Source organism: Buchnera aphidicola (Thelaxes suberi) (assembly GCF_964059005.1).
Classification (GTDB): Bacteria; Pseudomonadota; Gammaproteobacteria; order Enterobacterales; family Enterobacteriaceae; genus Buchnera_I; species Buchnera_I aphidicola_C.
In genome coordinates this window covers 469,200-495,914 of the sequence record NZ_OZ060389.1, presented here as the reverse complement: position 1 = coordinate 495,914, position 26,715 = coordinate 469,200, and the positions used below count along the sequence as shown (strand labels likewise).

Below are 26,715 nucleotides of genomic sequence, written 5' to 3'. Positions count from 1 at the left end.
ATGATGCATTAGATATAATGTAGTAATCTTTATTTTTTTTAAATTAACAGGATATTTATTTTTATGAAATTAACTGTTGCAATTATTGGTACTCAATGGGGTGATGAAGGTAAAGGGAAAATAGTAGATTATTTAACTGAATACGCTGATTTTATTGTTAGGTATCAGGGAGGTAATAATGCTGGTCACACTATTTTTATACATCAAAAAAAAACAATATTACATTTAATTCCTTCAGGAATTTTGCATTCTAATAAAATATGCATTATTGGTAATGGTGTAGTTATTTCACCTAAAGATTTATTTTCGGAGATAAGTAAATTAAAAAAATCTAACATTAATTTAGAAAATAGATTATTTATTTCAAAAGGATGTTCTATAATTTTGCCATATCATATAGCTTTAGATATAGCAAGAGAGACAAAAAGAGGAAAAAATTTAATTGGTACAACAGGAAAAGGTATTGGACCTGTGTATGAAGATAGAGTAGCGCGTCGCAGTATACGTATTGCAGACTTAGAAGATGAAAGTAACTTAAGAGATTCTTTAAAAGAGTTATCAGATTATTATAATCATCAATTAGTTCATTACTATTACACGGATTCAATACCTTATAAAAAGGTATTACAAGATCTTATTTCATTTAAAGATGAATTATTACTTTTATCTTCAGATGTTTCTAACATGATTATACAAGGTATTAAATTAAATAAAAAAATAATATTTGAAGGTGCTCAAGGTAGTTTTTTAGATATTGATCAAGGAATGTATCCATATGTTACTTCTTCGAATACAACTTCTGGTGGAATATTTGCCGGAACTGGAATAGGTCCTCATTATTTAGGATATGTATTAGGAGTAGTAAAAGCATATTCTACACGTGTTGGATTTGGTCCGTTTCCTACAGAATTATTTCATGACGAAAATGATTATTTTTTTAAGAAAGGAAAAGAAATTGGATCGACGACTGGAAGAAGAAGAAGAACAGGTTGGTTAGACATTATGATGTTAAAAAAATCCATAATAGTAAATTCTATCACAGGATTATGTTTAACAAAATTAGATGTATTAGATGAATTATCTGAAATTAAAATTTGTATAGGTTATAAAAATAAAATTAATAATAATGTAGTTTTAGATACTCCATGTTCTATAAAAGAATGGAATAGGATTATTCCTATTTATAGAATAGTTAATGGATGGAAGAAAAAAACACTAGGTATAAAAAAATTTAATGATCTTCCTTTTGAAGCTAGAGAATATATACGTGTTATTGAAGATTTAACAGGTATTCCTATTCATGTTATTTCAACAGGCCCTGATCGAAATGATACTATTTTGCGAATGAATCCTTTTAATTTTTAGATAAAAAATATTTTTTTGCAGTTTTTATTTTTATAAATAAAAATTATTTTTGTTAATTAATTAATTATTGTAAATAAATAAGTTACATGAATTTTTTATGTTTTGTTTATGTAATACACATTGTTAATTAAAATATTTTTATATTTAATTAAATGTATTTAGTCGTATAAAATAAAAAGTTTAAATGTTAATCTAACTAATTAATTATTCATAATTTTATTAATTAATGAATTAAATTTCAAATATATATTCAGTTTTTTTTCGAATATATTTTTTTATCAATAAAAATTTATTTTTATTGATAAAAAATTATGTTTCTAACAAATTAAATAAGTAATTATTTTAATAATAATTTATTACATAAATATTATTTTTTTAATTATCAAATAAATTAGATTAAACAAGGGGTAATAAAATGCGTCATTATGAAATTGTAATAATGATTCATCCAGATTATAGTGAAAAAGTATCAGAATTAACTGAATCTTATGTCAAAATAGTAAAAGATGAATCGGGTATTGTACATCGAATTGAAGACTGGGGAAAAAGACAACTAGCATATGCTATAAAAAAATTATATAAGTCGCATTATATACTTATGAATATTGAAATATCTGCTAAAAAAATAATTGAATTAGAACAAAAATTTCGTTTTAATGATATTATAATTCGTAGTTTAATTATTTCAACTAAAAAAGCAATTACAGAGCCTTCTCCAATGTTAAAAAATAAAGAAGACAGTAAAAATAATCGATAATAATTTTTTATATATTTTTATATTATTTTTACGATTCGTATATACATTATTAATATTATTGAGGTAATAGTAAAAAATTATGATTCGTTATTTTAGAAGAAGAAAATTTTGTCGTTTTACTGCGGAAAGTATTAAAGAAATTGATTATAAAGACATTAGTATTTTAAAAAATTATATTACTGAAAGTGGTAAAATGGTTCCAAGCAGAATAACAGGAACTAAATCTAAGTATCAAAGACAGTTATCTAGAGCTATTAAAAGATCTCGATTTTTAGCTTTATTACCTTATACTGATCATCATAAATAAAATGACATCTTTATATAATAAATTTACATACAAAAAAGGAGTAATTTATACATGAAAGTTATTTTACTTTCTAAAGTATATAAACTTGGATCAGAAGGAGATCAAGTAAAAGTAAATGCAGGTTATGCTCGTAATTTTTTAATTCCTTTTGGTAAAGCTATTATTGCAACAAAAGAAAATTTATACATTTTTGAAAATCAAAAAAAACAAAAAGAAAAGGAAATTTATAATAAAATTTTAATATATCAAAAAACAGCAAAAAAAATATTAGCTTTACAGCCAATTATTATTTATTCTAAATCAGGTGAAGAAGGTAAATTATTTGGATCGATAGGAATTAGAGATATTTCGGATGCAATTAATCGTTTAGGTATTGCAGTTAATAAGAATGATTTTAGACTTTTGAATGGAAGTCTTAAAACTATTGGGGAACATACTGTGTTGTTTTGTCCTCATGTAAAGGTGCGATCAGATATAATAATAAAAATTGTTTCTTAACAAGTAAGAAATTGAAATATTAAATTTTGATGTAAATAATACAATTAATTTTATTAAATAATTGCATAAGCAAATAAATAAAGTATTAACTATAATATTACAAATTATAAAAATAATGTTTTTTAAAGGCATATATGATTAATAAAATAATTGCATTATCAAAATTGGCTGGAATATCTGTGATGAAATATTTTAATAATAAAAATTTTTTATTACGTCATATGATAATTCGTTATAAAAACGATATCTCTCCAGTAACTATTGCTGATAAAATATCGCATGATGTTATTATAAAAGGATTACGTCATATAGATCCTGAAACTGTTATAATATCAGAAGAATCGAGATTTAATCTTAGCAATTTTCCTTCATATAAAAAAAAAAAATATTGGTTAATTGATCCTTTAGATGGCACTAAAGAATTTATTAATAATATTCCTGAATTTACTATTAATATATCTTTAATAAAAGATGGATATCCAATATTAGGAGTAATTTACGTTCCATGTTTTAATATTGTATATTTTGCATTGTTTAATGAATCGTGGAAAATAGAAAGTAATGGTATAAAGAAAAAAATTGTGGTTAAAAATAAATATCCTCAAAAAATATTAACTAGCCGATCACACACTAATCAAACAACTAATAATTTTATTAATAAATTAGAAAAAAAACCATATAAAAAATTAAAAATGGGATCGTCTTTAAAATTTTGTTATATCGCTGAAGGAAAAGCACAATTATATGTACGATGTCATCCTATTTATACATGGGATATATCTGCCGGTCATGCTATTTTATTAGGATCTGGTGGTTATATTTATACTCTTTCTAGCAATTTAATAAATTATAAGTTAAAAAATAATAACTCTTTTTTAATTGATTCTGGAATTATTGCTTCATCGTGCAGACAGTAAAGAGTTTTTTCAGGTATATAATCAATAAATTACATCTTTTATTAAAAATACTTATTTATAAATAAATATGAACCAGAATATTAATATCAAAATTATTGATAATAGAATTGGAACTATTTTTTCTTTTCCAAAATATAGCACGTTAGGATCTTCAGGTATTGATTTGAGAGCTTGTTGTAATAAAAACATTATTTTAAATGCTAATAAAACAATTTTACTTTCTTCTGGAATAGCAATACATATTAATGATATGTTAATCACTGGGATGATATTTCCGAGATCGGGTTTAGGTCATAAATATGGCGTTGTATTAGGTAATTCAGTTGGTATTATTGATTCAGATTATCAAGGTGAATTATTATTGTCTATATGGAATAGAGATAAAAAAAAGGATTTTTTAATCTATCCTGGAATGCGAATAGCACAATTATTATTTATTCCTATAATTAGGCCTAATTTTAATTTTGTATCAGATTTTGAAAAAAACACAAAAAGAGGTTTTTCGGGTTTTGGGCATACAGGTAATGATTAAAAAAATATTTTATTTTAATCAATACATATATATAACAAAAGTTTTAATAAAATTTATATTGGCCCCTGCTGGATTTGAACCAGCGACCTAGCGATTATGAGTCGCTTGCTCTAACCACTGAGCTAAGGGGCCTATGTTATAGTTTAATAACTAATTTAATTATAAAACAATTTTTCTAGATAATCTACCAATTATTTTAATTTTATTACAAACGTATTTTTATATATATTTAATCATATATTTTTTGAAAATTTTTGACATTTGAAATTTAAAATAGTATAATTATTTTACATTTCCTCTGTAGTTCAGTTGGTAGAACAACGGACTGTTAATCCGTATGTCACTGGTTCGAGTCCAGTCGGGGGAGAATAAAATAAATTTACACATGAAATTTATTGAAATTATAAAAACATCCTTATGCAAAATAAAAATTTTTTGTTTTATGATTATGAAACTTTTGGAACAAATATTAGTTTAGATAAACCATCACAATTTGCATGTATTAGAACTGATTATAATTTTAAGATACTATCAAAACCCACTATTGTTTATTGTTCACTTCCGTTAGATTATTTACCCAACCCTGAATCCATATTTATTACGAATATTACCCCTCAAATAGCAGATCAAAAAGGAATAAAAGAATTTTATTTTGCAAAGATCATAAATCAGAAATTTATGAAAAAAAATACTTGTGTTATTGGATTTAACAATATTAATTTTGATGATGAATTAACTAGAAATATTTTTTATAGAAATTTATTAGATCCATATGAATGGAGTTATAAACACAATAATTCTAGATGGGATTTAATTAATCTTTTAAGAGCGTGTTATATTTTAAGACCTAAAGGTATTATATGGCCTAAAAAAAAAACGGGATTAATTAGTTTTAAATTACAAGATATCGCAAAAGAAAATAATATTAAGCATGATGTAGTTCATGATGCTTTATCTGATGTTTATGCTACAATGTCTGTAGCAAAATTAATTAAAACTGTACAACCAAAATTATTTAATTTTTTTTTTAAACTTAGATTAAAACATAATATAATAGATTTTTTTCATAAATACAGTAATCTACCAATTTTTTATTTTTCTAGTATTTTTGGAAGTAACCGTGAAAATTATAGTATTATAAGATTAATGAGACAATATCATTTTAATTCTAATATTATTATTGGTTTTGATTTAAAATATGATATTAATGATTTTTTACAGGAATTTTATCATCAAAAAAAAAATAATCAAATAATTGTAAAAAATTTATTCCTAAAAGGTTTAATTTTTATTTATATTAATAAATGTCCTATCCTTGCTCCAATTAATGTATTGCATAAAAAGGATATGTATAATTTAAATGTTAATATAGATAGTTACATTAAATATTTTAATAAATTAAATAAATATACTTATGTATTTAAAGAATTAAGTAAAATATGTTTTTTTAAAAGAAAATTATATTTAGAAAAAAATGTAGATTTACTATTATATAGTGATTTTTTTAAAGAGAACGATAAAAAAATTATGCAATTAATTCATTGCATTAAACCTTATTATTTTTGTAAAAACACATTTCAATTTCAAGAAGAAAGAGTAAAACAATTATTTTTTCGCATGAAAGCTCGTAATTTTTTTTCTTTTTTATCAGAGAATGAAAAAAGAAAATGGTTAAATTATTGTAAAAATCACTTTAATTTTTCATATATTAGACAATATAAAAATAATTTAAACAATATAATGCAATCAAATGCATATTTTTTAAATAAAAAGAATATTTATAATGCAATTATTATTTATTTAAAAAAGAAAATAAAAAATTTTTACTAATCTTTATTTTATTTATCATAAAAAAAATAATTTATCATTTTTTTTTCTATTTTTTTTCGATCTTCGATATTTTGTAGATTTAATTTTTTTTCATTGATCAAAATAGTTTGTTTTTTTATCCATTGTTTCCAAGCTTGCATAGATATTTCATTATATATACGTAATCCTATTTTTCCAGGATAAGTAACATAGTCTAACCCTTCTTTTTTTTTTTTAAAGTATTTACAAAAAATTATTCTATTATTCATTATTTTTTTCCTTTAATTGTATTATTTTTATTATTTTTGATATAAAAACTGGAAATCCTAATTTTATAGGATATTTATAATTAAACCATATAAAATTTTTTTTTGTTTTACAAATATTATTTGATATATATATAATTGGTAAAATTTTTACATTAAAATGAGTATATTTACACTGTATTGTATTAATGAATTGAATTTTTTTATTAACTATAATATTATTATTTGATATCCATTTATTTAAATCATTGTATTTTTTAAATAAAGGAAAACAAAATAAATTTTTCCATATTGTTGTATTTATTTGTTTTTCTATTAAAATATAGTTCTGATATTGTATGATACAACACCAAAATTTTTTTTGTATTATGCGTATTTTTTTTTTTTTTAGTAAGAGATATGAATCTTGTTTATATATATCTTTTTTACAATATAAACAATGATTTTTTAATGGACAAATATTACATTTTGGTTTAATAGGTGTGCATATTGTTGCTCCTAAATCCATTATTCCTTGATTAAAATAACTAGCTTGGTGTAAAGGAAGAATTGAATTAATTATTTTCCATAAAAAGTTTTCAAATTTTTTGCTTGTGTTAGCATTTATTAAATAGTAATATCTTACTAGTATTCTTTTAATATTTATATCTAGTATTGCAAAACAAAAATTTTTAGAAAAAGATAATATCGCTCCAGCAGTAGTTTTTCCTATACCTGGTAATTTTATTAGTTTTTCTATTGTTTCAGGAAATAAATTGTTATATTTATAATATATTATTTGAGCAGTATTATAAATACTCACTGCTCGACGATAGTATCCTAATCCACTCCAATAATATAAAACTTCATCTAAAGAAGTTTGCTGTATTGTTTGTATAGATGGGAATCGAATAATAAATTTTTTATAAAATGGAATGACTGTATTAACTTGTGTTTGTTGTAACATGATTTCAGAAATCCAAATATGATAAATGTTATTATTTTTTTTTTTCCAAGGTAAATTTTTTCTTCCATGAAAATGAAACCAGTTTATAACTAACTGAGCAATAGGAGTTTGTATAATCATCGTTAATAATGTATTTATTTTTTATAGATATTTTTATTTAAAAATTAAAATTGATTTAATATAAAACTACTAATTTTAATACATTAAAAATATTTTTTTCATTATGCTATAAAATTAGGTTATTTGAATAATATAAAATCATTAATTTAGTAAATATTTATATAACACGAGGAATTAAATTTGTTAAGCATAAAATTTTTTTTAATATTACTTTTGGTAATAATATTGCAACAATAAAATAAAAAACTATATTTTTAATAATTTATTTTAATGGGGTTTTTGACTTATTTTTTATTAACACATTTTATCTTTTTTTTTTAAATTTTTGTATATAGTATCATTAAATATGTAAATAAAAAATAATAATTATTTTATATTTTATTGTATATAAATTATTTTTTGTATATTAAAATATTTTATTAATTGTAAATATATAATATATATAGCTTATAAAAATGTTTTTATACATACTACTAATTTATATTTTTCATAATATATATTATATCAATAATATATTTTTATAGTATATATATATTTAATATATATATTATAATTATGTAAAAAAAATTTAATTAAAAGCTATTTTTCATAAAAAATTTTCTAATATTGAATTTATAAATAAATAACCTTTTTTAGTTAATTTCCAACTATTACTATCTTCTATAATTAAATTATTAGTAATACATTTATTTATTTTTTTTTGTATATTTTGTGGTGTTATTCCTGTTTTATTATATAAATCTTCTTTTAATATATTTTTTTTTATCCTGCATTGATTCATAAAAAATTCTAATGCTAATTCTTTTTTTTGTACAATATATTTTTTTTTTAAAAACATTTTTTGTTCATAATCTTTTATATTATTAAATTTTATTGTTCTGATAACTTTTTTATTTTCTTGTGTAATCTTTCCATGTGCTCCACATCCTATTCCTAAATAATCTCCAAAATTCCAATAATTTAAGTTATGTTGACATTCATATCCTATTTTTGAATAGGATGATACTTCATATTGTATATAATTATTTTTTTCTAATAATTTTTTTCCAGATAAAAATATTTTTTCGGATATATATTCATTAGGAAGATTTAATTTTTTATAAAAAAAAACAGTTTTTGGTTCTATAGTTAATTCATACCAAGAAATGTGTGTTGGATTAAAAGAAATAGCTTTTTTTATGTCATTCATGGCTTCTTTATAAGATTGATCTGGAAGATTATACATTAAATCGATATTAAAATTAATTTTTTTTTTAAAAAAATTAATTGATGTTAAAATTTTTTCTATATTATTAATAGTATAATTACGTCCTATTTTTTCTAAAAGTGTATTATTAAAAGTTTGAATTCCTAAAGAAATACGGTTTATGCCTATTTTATTATATTGTAGTATTTTTTTATTTTCCATACTTGTAGGATTAGATTCTATGGTTATTTCTGCATTATTAGCTATTTCTATTCTTTTATGTATTTCTTTCAATAATAAATCGATAGAATTAATATGAAATAAACTAGGAGTTCCTCCTCCAATAAATATATTTTGAATTATTACTTTATTATTAATTAAATTTAAATCTTGTTCTAAGTCATTCATTAATAAAAAAATATATTTTTTTTCATTAATTTTATTTTTTTCAGTATAAGAATTAAAGTCACAATAAGGACATTTTTTCATACACCAGGGAATATGAATATATAAACTGACGGAATGCATAAGATATTATTATCCATTCTATTTTAATTAATGTTAAATATAAATTTCAAATTTATAAAGTCAAAACATATAGAAATGCATTATTAGATACACAAATGATTTATTTGTTATAATTAATGATTATTAATTTTTTTATTAAAAATTTTTTGTCCGATGCGTAACATATTACTTCCTGATGCAATTGCTTCTTCGATATCATAAGATGTTCCTAATGAGAGAGTATCAGTATATTTGTATTTATTTTTTAGTTTCATAAGTATTATATACATTTTTTTGTACAGGATTATTTTTTGTTGTATATCTTTTTGTTGATTAGGAAATATCATAATACCTCTTAATTTAATTTTTTTTAATTGATATATAAAATTTACTAAATTCATTAATTTATATAGATAAATTCCATTTTTATTCTTTTCACAATTTATATTAATTTGTATTAATACGTTTAAAGGAGGTAATATTTCAGGTCGATATTTGTTTAATAATTCAGCATGTTTTTTACTAGTAATCGAATGACACCATGCAAAATTTTTTGCAATTATAGATACTTTATTGCTTTGTATTTTTCCAACAAAATGCCATTCAATTTTTAACTGTATATTATTTATTTTTTTTATTGCTTCTTGTACATAATTTTCTCCAAATGCGCGTTGACCAAAAGAATACGCTTGAATAATTTCATTTATACTACGTTTTTTACTAATTGCAATAACTTTAATATCTGTATATTTTTTTTTATATTTTAAAGCATAATACATGATTGTTTTTTGTAATTGATTTAAATTAAAATAGATATTGTTCATATATTAATTTTTTATCTTTTTTTGTTATGTAATGATGTTAATTAATTACTGTGAAAACCAACTTTCTAAAATTAATACTGCAGATAATCCATCTATTTTTTTTTTTTTTAAATTTTTAAAACCTCCTATATGAAACAAATAGGATTTAGCAGATTTAGTAGTCAGTCTTTCATCATGTAAAAAAGTTGGAATATTAAATTTTTTTTGCATTATTATAGCAAATTTTTTTGTTTTTTTAGTGATATGTTGTACATCTCCGTTATAATTTAAAGGTAATCCAACGATAATGCTACTAGGTTGCCATTCAATAATTACCTTGTGAATTAATTTCCATTCAGGAAATCCTTGTTTAGCTGGAATTGATTTTAAATAACTTGCTGTTCTTGTTATTGTTTGTCCTACTGCGATGCCAATTTTTTTTGTACCAAAGTCAAAAGCCATTATTATTTGCATATTTATAATTTTTTAAGAATATTTGTGCATGTGTACTATTGACATTAATTTCTTATATATTTGATGTTTTTATTTTATTTTTTATTTTTTATAGTAATAAATAACAAAAATATTATTAATTATAGTTTTAATTAACGAGTGATTTAACGATTTTGTTTTTGTTATAAAAAATATTTTTTATAATATTTTGATTAATTTAATGCAATAAAATAAATTATAGTTAATATTTTAATAAAATTTTTATATTAAAAAAATAGTTATTTTAGATAAATAATTTTATATAAAATTATAATTTTTTCTAATTTTTTATTATTTATAATAATAAAAATTATTAATGTTAATTATTTTTAATTAATAAAAATATAAATTTAACTAATAAAAACATTTTGATAATAAAATTACTATTTATTTTATTATTATAATTATTTATATAGTTTTTACAAATATGATGAAAATATATACGATTAAGATCGTAAAATAGTTTTATTATATTTTTATTTATATCAATTAAAAACATAATTTTTTCGAAATATTATTTTTTAATTTGATATTGAAAAATAAAAAGGAATTTAATTACATATGATAATAAATTGATTAACTTTAATTTCATCAAACATAATTATTTGTTTAATTTTGACTCAATAAAATCAAAAAATATTTCATTGATAGATTTATTATATTCTTTTTGAATTTCTTGTATGCACGTAGGGCTAGTAATATTAATTTCAGTTAAATATTTACCAATAATATCTATTCCAACAAAAAACAATCCTTTTTCTTTTAAAATAGGAGATAATTTTTTAATTATATTTAAATCATGATCAGTTAATTTTTGAACTTTCCCCACCCCTCCTATTGCTAAATTTCCTCTTATTTGTCCTTTTTGTGGAATTCTAGCTAAACATAAAGGAATAGGGTTTCCATTAATCACTAAAATTCTTTTATCTCCATATTTGATATCTGGTATAAATTTTTGAATCATACAATATTTTGTTTCTTTTTTTGTCATATTTTCTAATATTACATTAGTATTTACATCATACTTACTAATTTTAAAGACTGATGAACCACCCATTTCATTTAATGGTTTAATAATTATATCATTATGTTGACTTATAAAATTATAAATATTTTTTATTTTTTTTGTAATTAATGTTTCAGGTATTATTGTATTAAAATTACATGTAAAAATTTTTTCATTATAATGACGTAAACTTTTAGGTTTATTAATGACTAATACCCCTTTTTTTTCTGCAAATTCAAGAATATATGTAGCGTATATAAATTCTAGATCTACTGGAGGATCTTTTCTCATTAAGATAACATCTAATATAGATAATTTTATTGTTTTTTTTTCATGATAAGAAAACCATGATAAATGTTGTTCATTTTGTATTTTTATAATTTTTGACTGACCATAAGCTTCTCCTTCTTCCCAGTATAAATTTTTTATGTTTATATAATAAATTTTATAATCTCTTCGTTGTGCTTCTAATAACATTGTAAAAGTAGAATCTTTTTTTATATTAATTGATTCTATTGGATCCATTATTATACCGATTTTTATATTCATTTTATTTTTATGTATATATTTATATTAATATGAATTTTTTTTATTATTGATTAATATTTAAAAAATTTTTTGATTTGATTGCTGCGTGTTAGATATATATATAATATTTTATATATTTTATATGTTTTTAATAAAATATAAAATATTTAATATAATCAGAATTATTTAATAGCAAATAAATATTTTTATTACTTTACTATGTATATTTTGTATGAAATTAATTATTTTAGTTTAAAATTAATATATTTATTTAAAATTTATTAATAGTTTGGTTCTGCGTAATTATCAAATCGTGACCAATGTCCATTAAAAGTAAGTTTAATTGTTCCTACTGGGCCATTTCTTTGTTTACCGATAATAATTTCAGCAATTCCTTTAAGATCTGTTTCTTCATTATACACTTCATCGCGATAAATAAACATTATTAAATCTGCGTCTTGTTCTAAAGATCCAGATTCTCTTAAATCAGAATTTAAAGGCCTTTTATCTGATCTTTGTTCTAAAGAACGATTAAGTTGAGAAAGAGCAATTACAGGTACTTGTAGTTCTTTTGCTAACGATTTTAACGTACGTGATATCTCTGCTATTTCTAAAGTTCTATTTTCAGAAAAAGAAGGAACTCGCATTAGTTGTAAATAATCAATCATTATTAAACTCAAACCATTATGTTCACGATAAATACGTCTTGCTCTTGATCTTACTTCGCTTGGTGTTAACGCAGATGAATCATCAATATAAACATTCTTCTTTTTTAATAAAATATTTATTGTACTTGAAATACGGGACCAATCTTCATCTTGTAGTTTGCCAGTACGAATATTAGATTGATTTACTCTAGATAAAGAAGCTAGCATTCGTATCATAATTTGTTCTCCTGGCATTTCTAAGCTAAATATTAAAACAGGTTTTTCGTAAGTCATTGCAATATTTTCGCATAAATTCATAGCAAAAGTAGTTTTTCCCATTGAAGGTCGAGCAGCAATTATAATAAATTCAGATGGTTGTAATCCAGATGTTTTTCTATTTAAATCTTGGTATCCTGTATTAATTCCTGTCACTTCGTTTATAGGAGAATTAAAAAGTTTTTCAACTTTAGCTATAGTATTTTCTAAAATTTGTGAAATATTTTTAGGACCAGAATTAAGATTAAATCTTTTTTCAGCTATTTTAAAAACGCTTGATTCTGCATAATCTAATAATTCTTCGCTATTTCTTCCTTTAGGATCGTATCCGGCATCAGCAATTTTATTTGCAACTAAAATCATTTCTCTAACTATTGCGCGTTCTTTTACTATATCAGCATAAGCAGATATGTTTTCAGTACTAGGCGTATTTTTAGATAATTCAGCTAAATAAGAAAACCTACCGATAGTTTCTAATTTTCCTTTTTGTTCTAAAGATTCTGCTAATGTAATTAAATCAATAGGATGTCCTAAATCTATTAAGTATTGCATTTCTTGAAATATTATTTGATGAGATTTATTAAAAAAATCATCTGAAACTATGCGTTCTGAAACAATACCCCATTGTTCATTATCTAACATTAATCCTCCTAATACAGATTGTTCAGCTTCTATAGAATGAGGAGGTAATTTTAATTTATGAATTTGGTTATCGTATATTTTATTCAATATTGTTTTATTTTTCATTTTTTTTATGATATTCCAAAATTGAAATATAAAATTAAAAATTAAGAAAATATATTTAAAAGAATAGATTTCTTATTTATATGTCAATATATATTTTTTAAAAATAAATTATGGGATTATTAATAAATATTTATTAATTCTATAAATTAATTATATAAAGATATTTTTTTGTTCTATTTGTATAACATAAAAATTTTTTAATACATATTGAGACATATAAAATAAATCTCGCATTAATATTTTTATATTATAAAAATACAGAATTTAACATATCTAAATGAATTTTTTTTTCATTAATACATTTATTTAATAATTTTTTCCATAAATTAGATTTTGCTGAATTATAAAAAATTCCTAATATTGGGCGTAAAATTTTTGTTACAGAAATGTTTTTTTTTGTTTGGTTTATCACATATTGATTTATTATTGATTGCAGGCTATATTTTTTTCTTTTAAATCCAAATATTTTTTGATCAATTTCTGATAATAAAAGTGGGTTTTGGTAAATTTTTCTTCCAATCATAACGCCATCTGTTTTTTTTAAATGATAAATTGATTCTTCTATTGAATTTATTTCTCCATTAATTATTACAGTTGAAGTAGGAAAATCTTTTTTTATTTGATAGACATATTCATACTGTATAGGGGGAATTTTTAGATTTTTTTTAGGAGATAAATTATTTAGAACTGCTTTTCTTGCATGTATAAAAAATGTTTTACAGTTGGTTTTATTTAATATATTAGATATAAAATTATGCAAAAAATTATAATTATGATAATGATTAGTTCCAATTCGGATTTTAATACTAATAGGTTTTTGAATAGTGTCTTCAATAGCATTAATTGCATCGATTACTATTGGTATATAATTCATTAAACATGCTCCAAATAAACCTTTTTGAGCTGATATAGAAGGACATCCTAGATTTAAATTAATATTTTCATACCCTATTGATGTCAGTATTTTGCTAGATAGTGAAAGTTCTTTTCTATTATTTCCTGCTATTTGTACAACAGTATTATAATTTTTTTCTTCTAATCTTAATATCGTTTTTTTAGAATATAATAATTTTTTAGATACAATCATTTCAGTAAATAAAATTGTTTTTTTTGTTAATAGTCTATAAAAAAAACGACAGGATTCATCTGTATAATGTAGCATTGGAGCCACACAAAATCGATAGTTTAGTTTTTTCATTATTTGTTTAGTAACAGTTATGAAATAGAATTATTTATATGTTTTATATATATAATGATATATTTATCATATCATCTTTCAGATAACGTTTCTTATTTATATAATTAAGATATTCTAATATTATTAAAATTAGAAAAAAGTACTCAGTGAATAATATTATTGTATTATAAAAATATTTTTTTATAGAACGTTAGATTTAATTTAAGATTATATTTTAATATATATTTTTTTTCATATAAAAATATTTTTATAGAATATTAATTATTTTTACAAATAAAAAATTGTATTTTTATATAATATGTATTTTAAAAAATATTTTAAAAATGTTTGACGTTAAGGAAAAAATTATGGCTAGCAGAGGTGTGAATAAAGCTATTTTAATAGGTCATTTAGGTCAGGATCCTGAGGTACGATATATGCCAAATGGAAGTGCTGTAACGAATATTAGTTTAGCAACATCTGATATATGGAAAGACAAAAATACAGGAGAAATGAAGGAAAAAACAGAATGGCATAAAATAGTTTTATTTGGAAAATTAGCTGAAGTAGCTGGAGAGTATTTAAAAAAAGGTGCTCAAGTATATATAGAAGGTTCATTACAAACTAGAAAATGGCAAGATCAAAATGGAATAGATCGTTATACTACTGAAATAGTAGTAAACATAGGTGGTACAATGCAAATGTTAGGCAGTCGTAATATTAGTGGATCTAATGTTTCTCACGCCGGAATAAATAAAAAGAATATTTCTACTTCATATCAAAAATCGAACAAATCTATAAAAAATAATATTTTGCAAAATAAAAATGATCGCTTTTCTAATCAATCTCATGAAAAAAATAATCATATTGATGATATTGATTTTGATGAAGAGATTCCTTTTTAATAAGGTTTATTGAATTAATAAAAATTTTTGTAAAGCCCGAAATAGGGTTTTACAAATTTATATTTTTATTTATTTAAATAAAAATATATTTTTTTTAAAAAATAATATATATTTACATAGTATATGGTAATGAGATAGAAATGGCATATGTCCACAATTTTTAATAATAAAAGATTTTTTATTAAATTTTGTTATTAATATGTTCTTGATATTATTTGGAATAATAGGATCGATATCACCAAAAATATACATTATCGGAATTTTAATTTTATTAATATCTTCCCGAATATCAGTTTCTTGTATAATTTTCATATTATTTTTTATAGTTATATACGAAGGAGGAAAATGTTTATAAATTATTTTGTTTAACGTTTTTTTTTCATATTTTTTTAAATATAAATTGTCTTTAATTTGTAATTTTAAAAAATTATTTATTGAATTAAAATAATTTTTTTGCATGTTTTGATATAAATCATTTAATTTTTTTATAGTTATTCCAGGCCATTGTGGTTTTTTAATAAAACACGGAGAAGATGTTATATTAATTATTCCAGCAATACAATTAGGATAAATTATAGCTAATTTCGAAATAATTAATCCACCAATAGACCATCCTACCCAAATAGCATTTGTTGGTAAATTATAATATAGTATATCAATAGTATCATATATATTTGCTGATTGAATATTATTATTATTTCCATATCCAGGCAAATCTACTAAGTGTATTAAAAAATTTTTATTTAAAATCTGATTAATTTTAAACCATATATTAGAATTATAACCCCATCCGTGTATTAATATTAAATTAACTCTACCAGTTCCAATTTTTTTTACATATAATTTTTGCATACATAATTTTTTATTATAATTAGTATATGAATAATGCTACAATAATATTAGTTTGTTAACATCATTTCATGATTGATAAAAAAAACATTTTTTTATATTTAATTTTTTTATTATTATTTAGAATAACATTTATTTAAATAAAAACAATTACTTATTTATTTCGTAAATTTTTAATTATTTTAATAGAAACCTCAATTATGATAATAAATTTAATAACTTTTATATAAACGAATTATGATAAAGATATCTAGTGAAGCAAAAAAATATTTTAGCAAATTATTAATAAATAAAACAAAAGATACAAATTTTCGTATTTTTATAATGTATCCAGGAACTATGTATGCAGAATGTGGTATTGCATATTGTTTATTAGAAGAAATAGATAAAGAAAAAGATATAATTTTAAATTATAAAGATTTTATTTGTGTTTTAAAAAAAACTGATCAACCATATTTGCAAGATGCAACGATTGATGTCTCAAAAAATTCTATTTTAGAGTATAAATTAATATTAAACGCTCCTTTTGCAAAGAAAAAAATAAAACCAAAAAGATTTTCTGATTTAGAAAAAAGAATTTGTGAATACCTTAATTCTTATATTAATCCAGAACTATCAATGCATAATGGAAAAATAGATTTAGTAGAAGTTACGGATGATTATTATATCTTAGTTGCGTTCAGTGGTGGTTGTAATGGTTGTTCAATGATATCTATGACGTTAAAAGAAGGAATTGAAAAAAAAATACTTACATTATTTCCACAAATTAAAGGAGTAAAAGATATTACAAAACATCGATATGGTTCGCATTCTTATGCTTAATTATTAAATATATGTTAATGAGATATGCATTATAGAAAATATATAGTATATATAATATATATTTTATTTTCCATAAAAAATACAATTTAATTAAGAATAATATAATGAATAATGCACTATATAATGATCAGAATATTTTATCAGAAGAAATAAAAAGGAGATGTACTTTTGCGATTATTTCACATCCTGATGCAGGAAAAACTACTATTACTGAAAAAATGTTATATTTAAGTAAAACAATTAGATCTTTTGGAAAGATTAAACCTAAAAAAAATACAGCATATACTCAGTCAGATTGGATGGAAATAGAAAAAAAAAGAGGTATATCTGTTACAACTTCTGTAATAAGGTTTTTGTATCGAGATAGATTAATTAATTTATTAGATACTCCTGGACATGCTGATTTTTCAGAAGATACGTATAGAATTTTAACTGCTGTTGATTGTTGTTTAATGGTAATTGATGCTGCAAAGGGAATAGAAGAACGTACGCGAAAGTTAATACAGGTAGCAAAAATACAAAAAATTCCTATTATTACTTTTATTAACAAAATAGATCGTAATTATAAGGATTTAAATATTTTATTAAATGAAATTGAATTAGAATTAAATATGTTAAGCAGTCCTATAAATTATCCGATTGAATATAATAATAATTTATTAGGGTTATATAATGTTATAGATAAAAAAATACTTTTATACTCAAATAATAGTAAAAAAAAAGATATATGTAACAATGATTTGTTTAATAATTTGAATATAAAAGATTTTAGTTCCAAAAATAATTTTTCCAATATGACGTATTTAAAAATAAAAAATTTTGTTAATGTTATTAAAAATAATTTTATTACTTTTAAAAGATCAGACTTTTTAACTTGTAATATAACTCCAATTTTATTTGGTTCAGCTTTAGATAATTTTGGAATAAATTTTATTCTGGATTTTTTAGTAAAATACGCTCCTTTTCCCCAATCTCGTTTATCTAATGTTAGAAAAGTTTATCCTGATGAAAATAAATTTTCAGGTTTTGTTTTCAAAATACAAGCTAATATGAATTTAAAGCATAGAGATAGAATTGCATTTTTAAGGATTGTTTCAGGGAAATATTTTAAAGGAATTAAAATTTTTCAAGTGAGAACACAAAAAAAAATAATAGTTACGAATGCAGTATCTTTTTTAGCTAATAATCGTATTTTATTAGATGTAGCTTATCCGGGAGACATTATTGGAATTTATAACCATGGAACTGTGAAAATTGGTGATACTTTTACTGCAGGAGAAAATTTAAATTTTGTAGGTATTCCTAGTTTTTCTTCTGAAATTTTTAAAAGTGTACATTTAATAAATCCTATGCATCAAAAAAGGTTATTAAAAGGATTATTTCAAATATCAGAAGAAGGAGCTATTCAAGTATTTACTCCATTAGTTAATAATAATTTGATTATTGGAGCGATAGGTCCTTTACAGTTTGATGTTGTACTAGAAAGATTAAAATTGGAATATAAATTAGAATTATTTTACAAAGAAGTAAATATTTTTACAACTCGATGGATATCATCGAAAAATATTAATTCATTAAATACGTTTATTTTACATAATAAACATCTTATAGGTTTAGATCGTGAAAAATCTTTAGTTTATTTTGCACCTAATATGATTAATTTAAAAGTGATTATTTCGAAAAATAAAGATATTTTTTTTTCAAAAATAAAGGAATATCAAAGTTATTAAATATGATGTTTAATAAAATTAATTATGTTTATAATTGTATTGAAATTAGTTTTTTTAATGATTTATTTATTTCATTTTTTATTCTAAATTAATTTAGTGAAAAGCATATGAATCGTGCGTTTATTTTGGTATTAGACTCTTTTGGGATTGGATCAACAGAAGATGCTATTTATTTTGGTGATATTGGTTCTAATACATTTGGTAGTATTGCTAATTTTTGTTATAAACAAAAAAAACAAGGATATAGAAAAAATAGCTTACGTATTCCCAATTTAATGTCTTTAGGTTTAGGTCATGCGTATTTTAAATTACATAATGCTTTTCCTGCGGGATTAGAAGATAATGGATCATCTTTATTAGGTAGTTATGGATATGCAAAAGAAATATCTTCAGGAAAGGATACTAGTTCTGGGCATTGGGAAATAGCAGGAATACCTATTTTATTTAATTGGGATTATTTCGTTCATAAAAAAAATAGTTTTCCTCAAGATTTATTAGATAAAATAATGCAATTAAGTAATATTAAAGGGTATTTAGGAAATTGTCATGCTTCAGGGACAGATATACTGGTTGAATTAGGGTTACAACATATTAATTCTGGTTATCCTATTTTTTATACTTCGATTGATTCTGTTTTTCAAGTTGCTTGTCATGAAGATGTATTTAGTTTAGAAAAATTGTATTCTTTATGTGATATAATTAGAAAATTATTAGATAAAGATAAATATAAAATATCTAGAGTAATAGCGCGTCCTTTTTCTGGACAAAGTAAATCTAATTTTACTAGAACAAATAATAGAAAAGATTTTTCTATTGTACCTAATGGTACAACTGTTATGAACAAACTAGTCAATGAAAAAAAAGGAACAATTACTGGAATAGGTAAAATATCTGATATTTATGGTGGTTCAGGTATTACTCATGAAATTAAAGCATATGGATTAAAAAATTTAGCTGAAACAACAATACGGTGTATCAAATATGCTAAAAATAATTCTATGATAATAACGAATTTTGTTGATTTTGATTCTTTATGGGGACATCGACGTGATATTCAGGGTTATGCAATAGGTTTAGAGTTATTTGATCGTTATTTATTACAAATACTAAGTATTATACAAGATAATGATTTGTTAATAATAACAGCAGATCATGGATGCGACCCATCTTGGAAAGGTACTGATCACACTAGAGAACATGTTCCTATATTAATTTATAAAAAAAATTTACCTGTACAATTTTTAGGATATAGAAAAACATTTGCAGATATTAGTCAAACAATAGCGCGTTATTTTGAATTAAGTAGTATGTATTATGGTCATTCAATGTTTTAAATTATTATTTGTTTTAACTTTTTTATAATGATGAAAATCAGTAATTTTATTAATATACTTAAAGAGATAATTTTTATGGTTTCGCTTCATATTAATGCAAAAAAAAAAGAGATATCTGAAAAGGTTATTGTATGTGGTGATCCTATACGAATAAAATTTATAGCAAAAAATTATTTAACTAACGCAAAAAAAATAAATACTGTTCGTAACATGTTTGGATATACTGGTTTCTTTAAAAAAGAACGTGTTTCTATTTTAAGTCATGGTATGGGCATGCCTTCTGTTTCAATCTATGTACAAGAACTAATATCTCATTATCATGTAAAAAAAATTATTAGATTAGGCACATGTGGCACTGTATTAAAAAATATTAATATTAAAGATATTTTAATTGGAATGTCCGCATGTACTGATTCTTATATGAATCGTATTAGATTTAATAATTTTGATTTTTCTGCTGTTGCAGATTTTAGTTTATTAAAACAATCATATAGAATAGCTAAAAAATTTAATTTTTCTATAAGAATTGGAGCTTTTTTTACTACTGATTTGTTTTATGCTAATGATAATAAAGTTATAGATATCATGAAGCGTCATAATATTTTAGGTATAGATATGGAGACAGCTGGAATATATTTTTTAGCTTCTGAACATAATATTCAAGCTCTATCAATGTGTATTGTTTCTGATCATCTTAAAACCGGAGAAAAGTTAAATACATTAGAAAGAATTTCTTCTTTTGAAAAAATTATTCAAATTGCTTTACGTTTATAATATTTAACAAAAAATTATTTTAATTAATAACATTAATTATGATGGTGAGAAAGGGATTCGAACCCTTGATACGTTTTTATTTACGTATACACGCTTTCCAGGCGTGCTCTTTAATCCTCTCAGACACCTCACCTTAACTTTTTTATATAAAAACAAAATTAGTTAATAAAAAATTTTATTATTAATAACAATATCATTTTTTTATAAGATATGTAAACGAATAAATTTATTAATTTAAAAATTTTTTGTTATACATACATTTTGTTTTGTAATAAAATTTTGGTAAAGTATTGTACTTGTTACTTAATCATTAATATTTTAAATTAAAATTAATTCATCAAAAAAAATGAAAAAAAAAAATATTTTTTTAATAGGTCCTATGGGTGCTGGAAAAAGTACCATAGGTCGCTATTTATCTAATCAATTAGATATGGTTTTTTATGATTCTGATAAAGAAATTGAAAAAAAAACAGGCGCTGATATAAATTGGGTTTTTGATATTGAAGGAGAACTACAATTTCGTAAAAGAGAAGAAAAAGTAATTAATGAATTAACCAAAAAAAATAAAATTGTTTTAGCAACAGGGGGTGGTGCAATATTATCACCATATAACCGTAAAATAATTTCTTCTAGAGGTATAGTAGTGTATTTAACTGTAAATATTGATAATCAAATTATACGTACACAAAAAGATAAAAATAGACCATTATTAAACACTAATTATCCGGTTAAATGTATTTTACAAAAATTATCCAAACAACGTAATTTTCTTTATAAAGAAATAGCAGAAATAATTTTAAGTACAGATTTATTAAGTCCTAAACATATTACTCATAAAATTATTACAATGGTTAATAAACTTAATTAGATATTTGTATATTTTTATATTTTTTAATTATTTAAAAGGAAATAATAAATATTATGTATGAATTAAATTTAAAATTAAAAACTCATCAGTATCCTATTTTTATAGGCAATTCTATACTACAAAAAAGTAATATTTTACGGTCTGTTTGTATTAATAAAAGCGCAATAGTGTTAGTAACAAATCATACAATTTCTACTTTATGGAAACAATATATTATCGATGCTTTCAAGGTATTATCAATCCAATTTTATGAATTTGTTATACCAGATGGTGAAGAATATAAAAATATTGAAACAATAGAAAAGTGTATTACTTTTTTATTAAAAAAAAATTGTAATAGAGACATTATATTAATTGCATTTGGAGGTGGAGTAATAGGAGATATAACTGGTTTTGTGGCTTCAATATATCAAAGAGGTGTTAGTTATATTCAGATACCAACTACATTACTTGCTCAAGTAGATGCTTCTATAGGAGGAAAAACGGGTGTTAATCATACTTTAGGAAAAAATATGTTAGGTGTATTTTGGCACCCAGATGCTGTTATTATTGATACAAATTTTCTTAATACTCTATCTAGAAAACAATTAGTTTCTGGAATGGCTGAAGTAGTTAAATATGGAATTATATTTGATGAATTATTTTTTAATTGGTTAGAAAAAAAATATTACGAATTATTAAATTTAAAGAAAGAAGATATTCTTTATTGTATAAAAAAATGTTGTGAATTTAAGGTTAATGTAGTAATTAAAGATGAACGAGAATCTTATTTAAGAACGATATTAAATTTAGGGCATACTTTTGGGCATGCAATTGAATCTTATATAGGTTATGGGAAATATTTGCATGGAGAAGCGATTTCTATTGGCATAGTAATGGCAGCTCGTACTGCAGAAATATTAAATATAATAAATACAGTAGATGTTCAAAGAATTATTTATTTATTAAAAAAAATAGGATTACCTACAATAGCTCCTAAAAATATGAACCCTGATGAATATATTCCTTATATGATAAAAGATAAAAAATCAATAAACAATGGTAAAATTCGTTTAATTTTACCTAAAAAAATAGGACATGTTGAAATATATAGTGATATAGAAAATAAAATTATTTTACGAGCTATTAGTAATGCTAGTTAATTTTATTGAAATATGTTTTTAATCTTATTTCATTTTTTTATTTATATTAAATAAAATTTTAATTATTTATATTTATATTTTTTAAATTTTTTTTTAAATTTTTTATTTATTATAGTAATTAAAAATTTTTAATTAGTTTTTATTTATTTGATTAATGGTAAATATATGAATAAATTTTTAATTGCTCCATCAATTTTGTCTGCAGATTTTGCGCAATTAGGTAAAGAAGTTAAAAAAGTATTAAAATATGGAGCAGATATGATTCATTTTGACGTCATGGATAATCATTATGTACCTAATTTAACTATAGGTCCTTTAGTGTTATCATCTTTACGTAAATATGGAGTTACAGCTCCGATTGATGTACATTTAATGACTATTCCTGATGAAGAATTAATATTAAATTTCATTCGTGCTGGCGCTGATTATATAACGATTCATGTTGAATCTACGGTACATTTAGATAAATTTATTACTTTAATAAAACAAAATGGATGTAAGTCTGGAATAGCATTAAATCCTTCAACTCCTCTATGTTATTTAGATTGTGTTATGCATCAAATTGATTTAGTTTTATTAATGACAGTAAATCCAGGTTTGGGCGGTCAAAATTTTATTACTTCTTCTTTGAAGAAGATTAGAGCTACGCATAAGCGTTTGTGTAAAGAAAATAAAAAGATATTATTGCAAGTAGATGGAGGTATAAAATTAACTAATATAACAGATGTTGCACTTGCTGGAGCTAATATTTTTGTAATAGGATCAGCTATTTTTAATAGTAATGATTACGATAAGACAATTAATATTTTTAAAAATCAGTTGAATCAGTTATATTACAAATAAATATAAATTTTTTCTGTTTATTTTATATTTACATGTATTAATAAAAATTTTTTTATGAATAAATAAATTTTAATTGAGAATAAAATGACATTAAAAAAAAAAAAATTGTTTTTAGTGCTATACAACCGTCTGGTCGGTTAACTTTAGCTAATTATATTGGAACGATGCAACATTGGGAAAAAATGCAAATAGCTAATCAATGTATTTATTGCATTGCTGATTTACATGCTATAACTGGATTACAAAATAAATCAGTTAATTTATTAGAAAATATTTTAGATACTTTAGCTTTATATTTAGCTATTGGTATTGATCCAAAAAAAAGTATTATTTTTTTGCAATCAGATGTTCTTGAACATTGTCAATTTTATTGGATATTAAATTGTCATACTTATTATGGAGAATTACTTCGTATGAATCAATTTAAACAAAAATCTAAAACATGTTCTAATCGTAATAATATTAATACAGGTTTGTTAAATTATCCTATATTAATGGCATCTGATATTTTATTATATAAAACAGATTTAGTTCCTATGGGTGTTGATCAAACACAACATTTAGAGTTAACAAGAAATATAGCAAAAAGAATAAATTTTATTTTTAAAAAAGAAATTTTAGTTGTTCCTCAAGCATATATATCAACATTAGGATCTAAAATTATGTCATTATCAGATCCTTTAGTAAAGATGTCTAAATCAGATAAAAAAGAAGATAGTACAATTTTTTTATTTGATTCATTGGAAGATATTTCTAGAAAAATTAATAAAGCAATAACAGATTCAGATTATCCTCCTAAAATATATTATAATTTTGAAAAAAAACCTGGTATTTCTAATTTATTAGAAATAGTTTCTGCTATAAATAATAGTTCTATATCATCATTAGTATCTTGTTTTTCTGGAAAAACATATCAAGAATTCAAGTCTTTTGTTATCTTATCTATTTTTAATAAGTTAAATTTATTGCAAAAAAATTATTTAAAATGGCGAAAAAACGAACATTTATTATTTAATATTGCTCGTACTGGGGCTAATAAAGCAAAAAAGATTGCTATTTCCACCTTACAAGAAATATATTTTTATTTAAAATTGAATTAATCAATTATTATTTTTATTTTTAATAATTTTATATATGGATGCATTAATTTTTTATTTAACAATTGTTTTTGTTTTCGAACAATTATTTATAATGTTGAGAAAAATATTACATAAAAAAACTAAACAATACAAAATATTACTAGCAATTAAAGCTGTTTTAATTCCATATGTTATAATTAATGGTTTTGTTATTATAAAAGTAAATAGTGATCCAAGTGTTCCTGCTATTAAAATTAAGTTAATTAATTTTGAAGAAGGATATTTTGTTTGTAACGAAGCTATTGTTATAGAAATAGAATATATTGCGCTAGATACAAATCCTAGAAATGATATATACAGATATAATAAAAAAATGGTATTTGTTTGAATAAAAAGATACATAAATAATGTAGATAAACCGCTTAAAATTACTAAAATTTTTTGTAATTCAAAAAATTTTAGTATAAAACTAAAAAACCACATTCCAATCATATAAAACATCCAAAATATACTAATTATTTTTCCTGATTGTATAATTGATAAATTAAATTTATGTATTAAATATTCAGGAACCCAAGATATAAAAGATAATTGACCTAAAATATATAAAAAAACAGTACAAGATAAAATACTTATATTTAACCAAATACTTGGATAATTTGTAATATTTAAATTTTTTATTGGATGATGTTTAGTTACAAAAATTTTATTAAAATCAGTATTAATTGTTAGTAGCATAATAATACAATAAATAATACTTATAAAAATATAAATCATATACCAATGTAGGTGATTAGATATAGCTTTTGATGCATAAATTGGAATAATAATACCTGCCAAACTAAAACAAGAATCGGTTAAAAGTAGTTTTCTACCTCTTTCAGATCCTGTATATAAATTAGTAATTAAATAGGTTCCAATTGACATTGTCATTCCACTAATAATTCCAAATATGAATATACTTATTGCAAATGTTATGATTTGATGGGAGCTAATTAAGCCACATATTGCTAATATTGTTAAAATAAAACCAAAAATTAATTGTTTTTTAATAGATATTTTATTTATCAAAAAAATTTCTATTAACATAGAAATAAGTATCCCAATATTTAAATATGTAAAAGTAAAGCTCATTTGGGGTATAGATTTTTTAAAATATTGTGCAATATCTCCTATTATAGTTCCAGTAACTACTATTAAAGAACCAGTTAAAAAATATGATAAAAAACCAATTAACGTAATTTTTATAACATCGTTTTTAATCATTGAATTGTTATTCCTAATAATTATAACAAAAATTATTTTTTAATATGAAATACATAATTATTTAATTGTATTATATATATTTTGTATAAAATATATATAAAAATACAAAATTAATTATTCAATAAATAGTTAAAAATTATTTACATAATATAAAAGTTTTATAATAAAAATATTTTTACTATCAACATATTAAAATATGAATATAATTTTTTTTATT

The 26,715-nt window shown here is 21.6% G+C and carries 26 protein-coding genes and 3 tRNA genes; 17 read left to right on the top strand and 12 right to left on the bottom strand.

The features are described 5' to 3' along the window. Positions 1-63 precede the first annotated feature (63 nt). The 6 genes from AB4W61_RS02355 to dut all read left to right on the top strand — a co-directional run bounded on the left by AB4W61_RS02355 (position 64) and on the right by dut (position 4,376). Positions 64-1,365 carry an adenylosuccinate synthase gene (locus AB4W61_RS02355; protein WP_367678914.1) on the top strand — a complete coding sequence of 434 codons (1,302 nt, stop codon included), beginning with the start codon at positions 64-66 and terminating at the stop codon, positions 1,363-1,365. A gap of 415 nt (positions 1,366-1,780) precedes the next feature. Beyond that, positions 1,781-2,122, top strand: a complete 342-nt coding sequence (rpsF, locus tag AB4W61_RS02350) for a 30S ribosomal protein S6 (protein ID WP_367678913.1) — start codon at positions 1,781-1,783, stop codon at positions 2,120-2,122. Positions 2,123-2,201: 79 nt separating this feature from the next. Next, a complete protein-coding gene (gene rpsR, locus AB4W61_RS02345) occupies positions 2,202-2,429 on the top strand; it encodes a 30S ribosomal protein S18 (protein WP_367678912.1) in 228 nt (75 codons plus the stop codon). Between the two features lie 51 nt (positions 2,430-2,480). After that, positions 2,481-2,927 carry a 50S ribosomal protein L9 gene (rplI, locus tag AB4W61_RS02340; protein WP_367678911.1) on the top strand — a complete coding sequence of 149 codons (447 nt, stop codon included), beginning with the start codon at positions 2,481-2,483 and terminating at the stop codon, positions 2,925-2,927. A gap of 134 nt (positions 2,928-3,061) precedes the next feature. Beyond that, positions 3,062-3,844 (top strand): 3'(2'),5'-bisphosphate nucleotidase CysQ, encoded by a 783-nt coding sequence (locus tag AB4W61_RS02335; protein ID WP_367678910.1) that lies wholly within the window; start codon positions 3,062-3,064, stop codon positions 3,842-3,844. A gap of 67 nt (positions 3,845-3,911) precedes the next feature. Then, entirely contained in the window at positions 3,912-4,376 is a 465-nt protein-coding gene (dut, locus tag AB4W61_RS02330; protein ID WP_367678909.1) for a dUTP diphosphatase, read from the top strand. Between the two features lie 59 nt (positions 4,377-4,435). Here the strand turns inward: dut and AB4W61_RS02325 are convergent. Then, positions 4,436-4,508, bottom strand: a tRNA-Ile gene (locus tag AB4W61_RS02325). Between the two features lie 162 nt (positions 4,509-4,670). Between AB4W61_RS02325 and AB4W61_RS02320 the strand changes: the two genes are divergently transcribed. Both AB4W61_RS02320 and sbcB read left to right on the top strand, forming a co-directional pair. Further along, positions 4,671-4,743, top strand: a tRNA-Asn gene (locus AB4W61_RS02320). A gap of 50 nt (positions 4,744-4,793) precedes the next feature. Further along, positions 4,794-6,206, top strand: coding sequence for an exodeoxyribonuclease I (sbcB, locus tag AB4W61_RS02315; protein WP_367678908.1), 1,413 nt, complete (start codon positions 4,794-4,796; stop codon positions 6,204-6,206). An 8-nt stretch (positions 6,207-6,214) separates the two neighbouring features. Here sbcB and AB4W61_RS02310 read toward each other — a convergent pair whose 3' ends face one another. The 8 genes from AB4W61_RS02310 to dusA form a co-directional block, all read right to left on the bottom strand. Further along, the gene (locus AB4W61_RS02310; protein WP_367678907.1) at positions 6,215-6,454 is read right to left on the bottom strand and encodes an oxidative damage protection protein; all 240 of its coding nucleotides are present in this window, start codon (positions 6,452-6,454) and stop codon (positions 6,215-6,217) included. After that, positions 6,447-7,517 (bottom strand): A/G-specific adenine glycosylase, encoded by a 1,071-nt coding sequence (locus AB4W61_RS02305; RefSeq protein WP_367678906.1) that lies wholly within the window; start codon positions 7,515-7,517, stop codon positions 6,447-6,449. The genes AB4W61_RS02310 and AB4W61_RS02305 overlap by 8 nt, the downstream gene beginning before the upstream one ends. Positions 7,518-8,103: 586 nt before the next feature. Beyond that, entirely contained in the window at positions 8,104-9,231 is a 1,128-nt protein-coding gene (gene hemW / locus AB4W61_RS02300; RefSeq protein WP_367678905.1) for a radical SAM family heme chaperone HemW, read from the bottom strand. Positions 9,232-9,344: 113 nt separating this feature from the next. Further along, positions 9,345-10,034, bottom strand: a complete 690-nt coding sequence (locus AB4W61_RS02295) for a YggS family pyridoxal phosphate-dependent enzyme (protein ID WP_367678904.1) — start codon at positions 10,032-10,034, stop codon at positions 9,345-9,347. A 45-nt stretch (positions 10,035-10,079) separates the two neighbouring features. Further along, on the bottom strand, positions 10,080-10,487 hold the full coding sequence (gene ruvX / locus AB4W61_RS02290) for a Holliday junction resolvase RuvX (RefSeq protein WP_367678903.1): 408 nt from the start codon (positions 10,485-10,487) through the stop codon (positions 10,080-10,082). A 619-nt stretch (positions 10,488-11,106) separates the two neighbouring features. Next, entirely contained in the window at positions 11,107-12,060 is a 954-nt protein-coding gene (gshB, locus tag AB4W61_RS02285; RefSeq protein ID WP_367678902.1) for a glutathione synthase, read from the bottom strand. 260 nt (positions 12,061-12,320) lie between these two features. Further along, positions 12,321-13,709, bottom strand: a complete 1,389-nt coding sequence (dnaB, locus tag AB4W61_RS02280) for a replicative DNA helicase (RefSeq protein ID WP_367678901.1) — start codon at positions 13,707-13,709, stop codon at positions 12,321-12,323. A 247-nt stretch (positions 13,710-13,956) separates the two neighbouring features. Beyond that, on the bottom strand, positions 13,957-14,907 hold the full coding sequence (gene dusA / locus AB4W61_RS02275) for a tRNA dihydrouridine(20/20a) synthase DusA (RefSeq protein ID WP_367678900.1): 951 nt from the start codon (positions 14,905-14,907) through the stop codon (positions 13,957-13,959). A gap of 347 nt (positions 14,908-15,254) precedes the next feature. On the opposite strand from dusA, the gene AB4W61_RS02270 reads away from it, so the two are divergent. Then, the gene (locus tag AB4W61_RS02270) at positions 15,255-15,791 is read left to right on the top strand and encodes a single-stranded DNA-binding protein (RefSeq protein ID WP_367678899.1); all 537 of its coding nucleotides are present in this window, start codon (positions 15,255-15,257) and stop codon (positions 15,789-15,791) included. A gap of 69 nt (positions 15,792-15,860) precedes the next feature. Here the strand turns inward: AB4W61_RS02270 and AB4W61_RS02265 are convergent, their stop codons facing one another. Next, positions 15,861-16,643: an alpha/beta fold hydrolase gene (locus tag AB4W61_RS02265; RefSeq protein ID WP_367678898.1), complete on the bottom strand. Its 783-nt coding sequence runs from the start codon at positions 16,641-16,643 to the stop codon at positions 15,861-15,863. A 234-nt stretch (positions 16,644-16,877) separates the two neighbouring features. Here AB4W61_RS02265 and AB4W61_RS02260 point away from each other — a divergent pair, with 234 nt between their 5' ends. The 4 genes from AB4W61_RS02260 to deoD all read left to right on the top strand — a co-directional run bounded on the left by AB4W61_RS02260 (position 16,878) and on the right by deoD (position 21,300). After that, entirely contained in the window at positions 16,878-17,462 is a 585-nt protein-coding gene (locus AB4W61_RS02260; RefSeq protein WP_367678897.1) for a NifU family protein, read from the top strand. 104 nt (positions 17,463-17,566) lie between these two features. After that, on the top strand, positions 17,567-19,192 hold the full coding sequence (locus AB4W61_RS02255) for a peptide chain release factor 3 (protein ID WP_367678896.1): 1,626 nt from the start codon (positions 17,567-17,569) through the stop codon (positions 19,190-19,192). 107 nt (positions 19,193-19,299) lie between these two features. Then, positions 19,300-20,526: a phosphopentomutase gene (locus tag AB4W61_RS02250; RefSeq protein ID WP_367678895.1), complete on the top strand. Its 1,227-nt coding sequence runs from the start codon at positions 19,300-19,302 to the stop codon at positions 20,524-20,526. Positions 20,527-20,601: 75 nt separating this feature from the next. Beyond that, positions 20,602-21,300 carry a purine-nucleoside phosphorylase gene (gene deoD, locus AB4W61_RS02245; protein WP_367678894.1) on the top strand — a complete coding sequence of 233 codons (699 nt, stop codon included), beginning with the start codon at positions 20,602-20,604 and terminating at the stop codon, positions 21,298-21,300. A gap of 42 nt (positions 21,301-21,342) precedes the next feature. Here the strand turns inward: deoD and AB4W61_RS02240 are convergent. Continuing rightward, positions 21,343-21,433 (bottom strand) — tRNA-Ser (locus AB4W61_RS02240). Positions 21,434-21,646: 213 nt separating this feature from the next. Between AB4W61_RS02240 and aroK the strand changes: the two genes are divergently transcribed. The 4 genes from aroK to trpS all read left to right on the top strand — a co-directional run bounded on the left by aroK (position 21,647) and on the right by trpS (position 25,253). Continuing rightward, a complete protein-coding gene (aroK, locus tag AB4W61_RS02235; protein ID WP_367678893.1) occupies positions 21,647-22,168 on the top strand; it encodes a shikimate kinase AroK in 522 nt (173 codons plus the stop codon). 53 nt (positions 22,169-22,221) lie between these two features. After that, the gene (gene aroB, locus AB4W61_RS02230) at positions 22,222-23,310 is read left to right on the top strand and encodes a 3-dehydroquinate synthase (protein ID WP_367678892.1); all 1,089 of its coding nucleotides are present in this window, start codon (positions 22,222-22,224) and stop codon (positions 23,308-23,310) included. 165 nt (positions 23,311-23,475) lie between these two features. Further along, positions 23,476-24,153, top strand: a complete 678-nt coding sequence (rpe, locus tag AB4W61_RS02225) for a ribulose-phosphate 3-epimerase (protein WP_367678891.1) — start codon at positions 23,476-23,478, stop codon at positions 24,151-24,153. Between the two features lie 89 nt (positions 24,154-24,242). Next, positions 24,243-25,253 (top strand): tryptophan--tRNA ligase, encoded by a 1,011-nt coding sequence (trpS, locus tag AB4W61_RS02220; protein ID WP_367679168.1) that lies wholly within the window; start codon positions 24,243-24,245, stop codon positions 25,251-25,253. 51 nt (positions 25,254-25,304) lie between these two features. On the opposite strand, the gene tsgA is transcribed toward trpS, so the two are convergent. Next, on the bottom strand, positions 25,305-26,498 hold the full coding sequence (gene tsgA, locus AB4W61_RS02215) for an MFS transporter TsgA (RefSeq protein WP_367678890.1): 1,194 nt from the start codon (positions 26,496-26,498) through the stop codon (positions 25,305-25,307). Between the last annotated feature and the right edge of the window lie 217 nt (positions 26,499-26,715).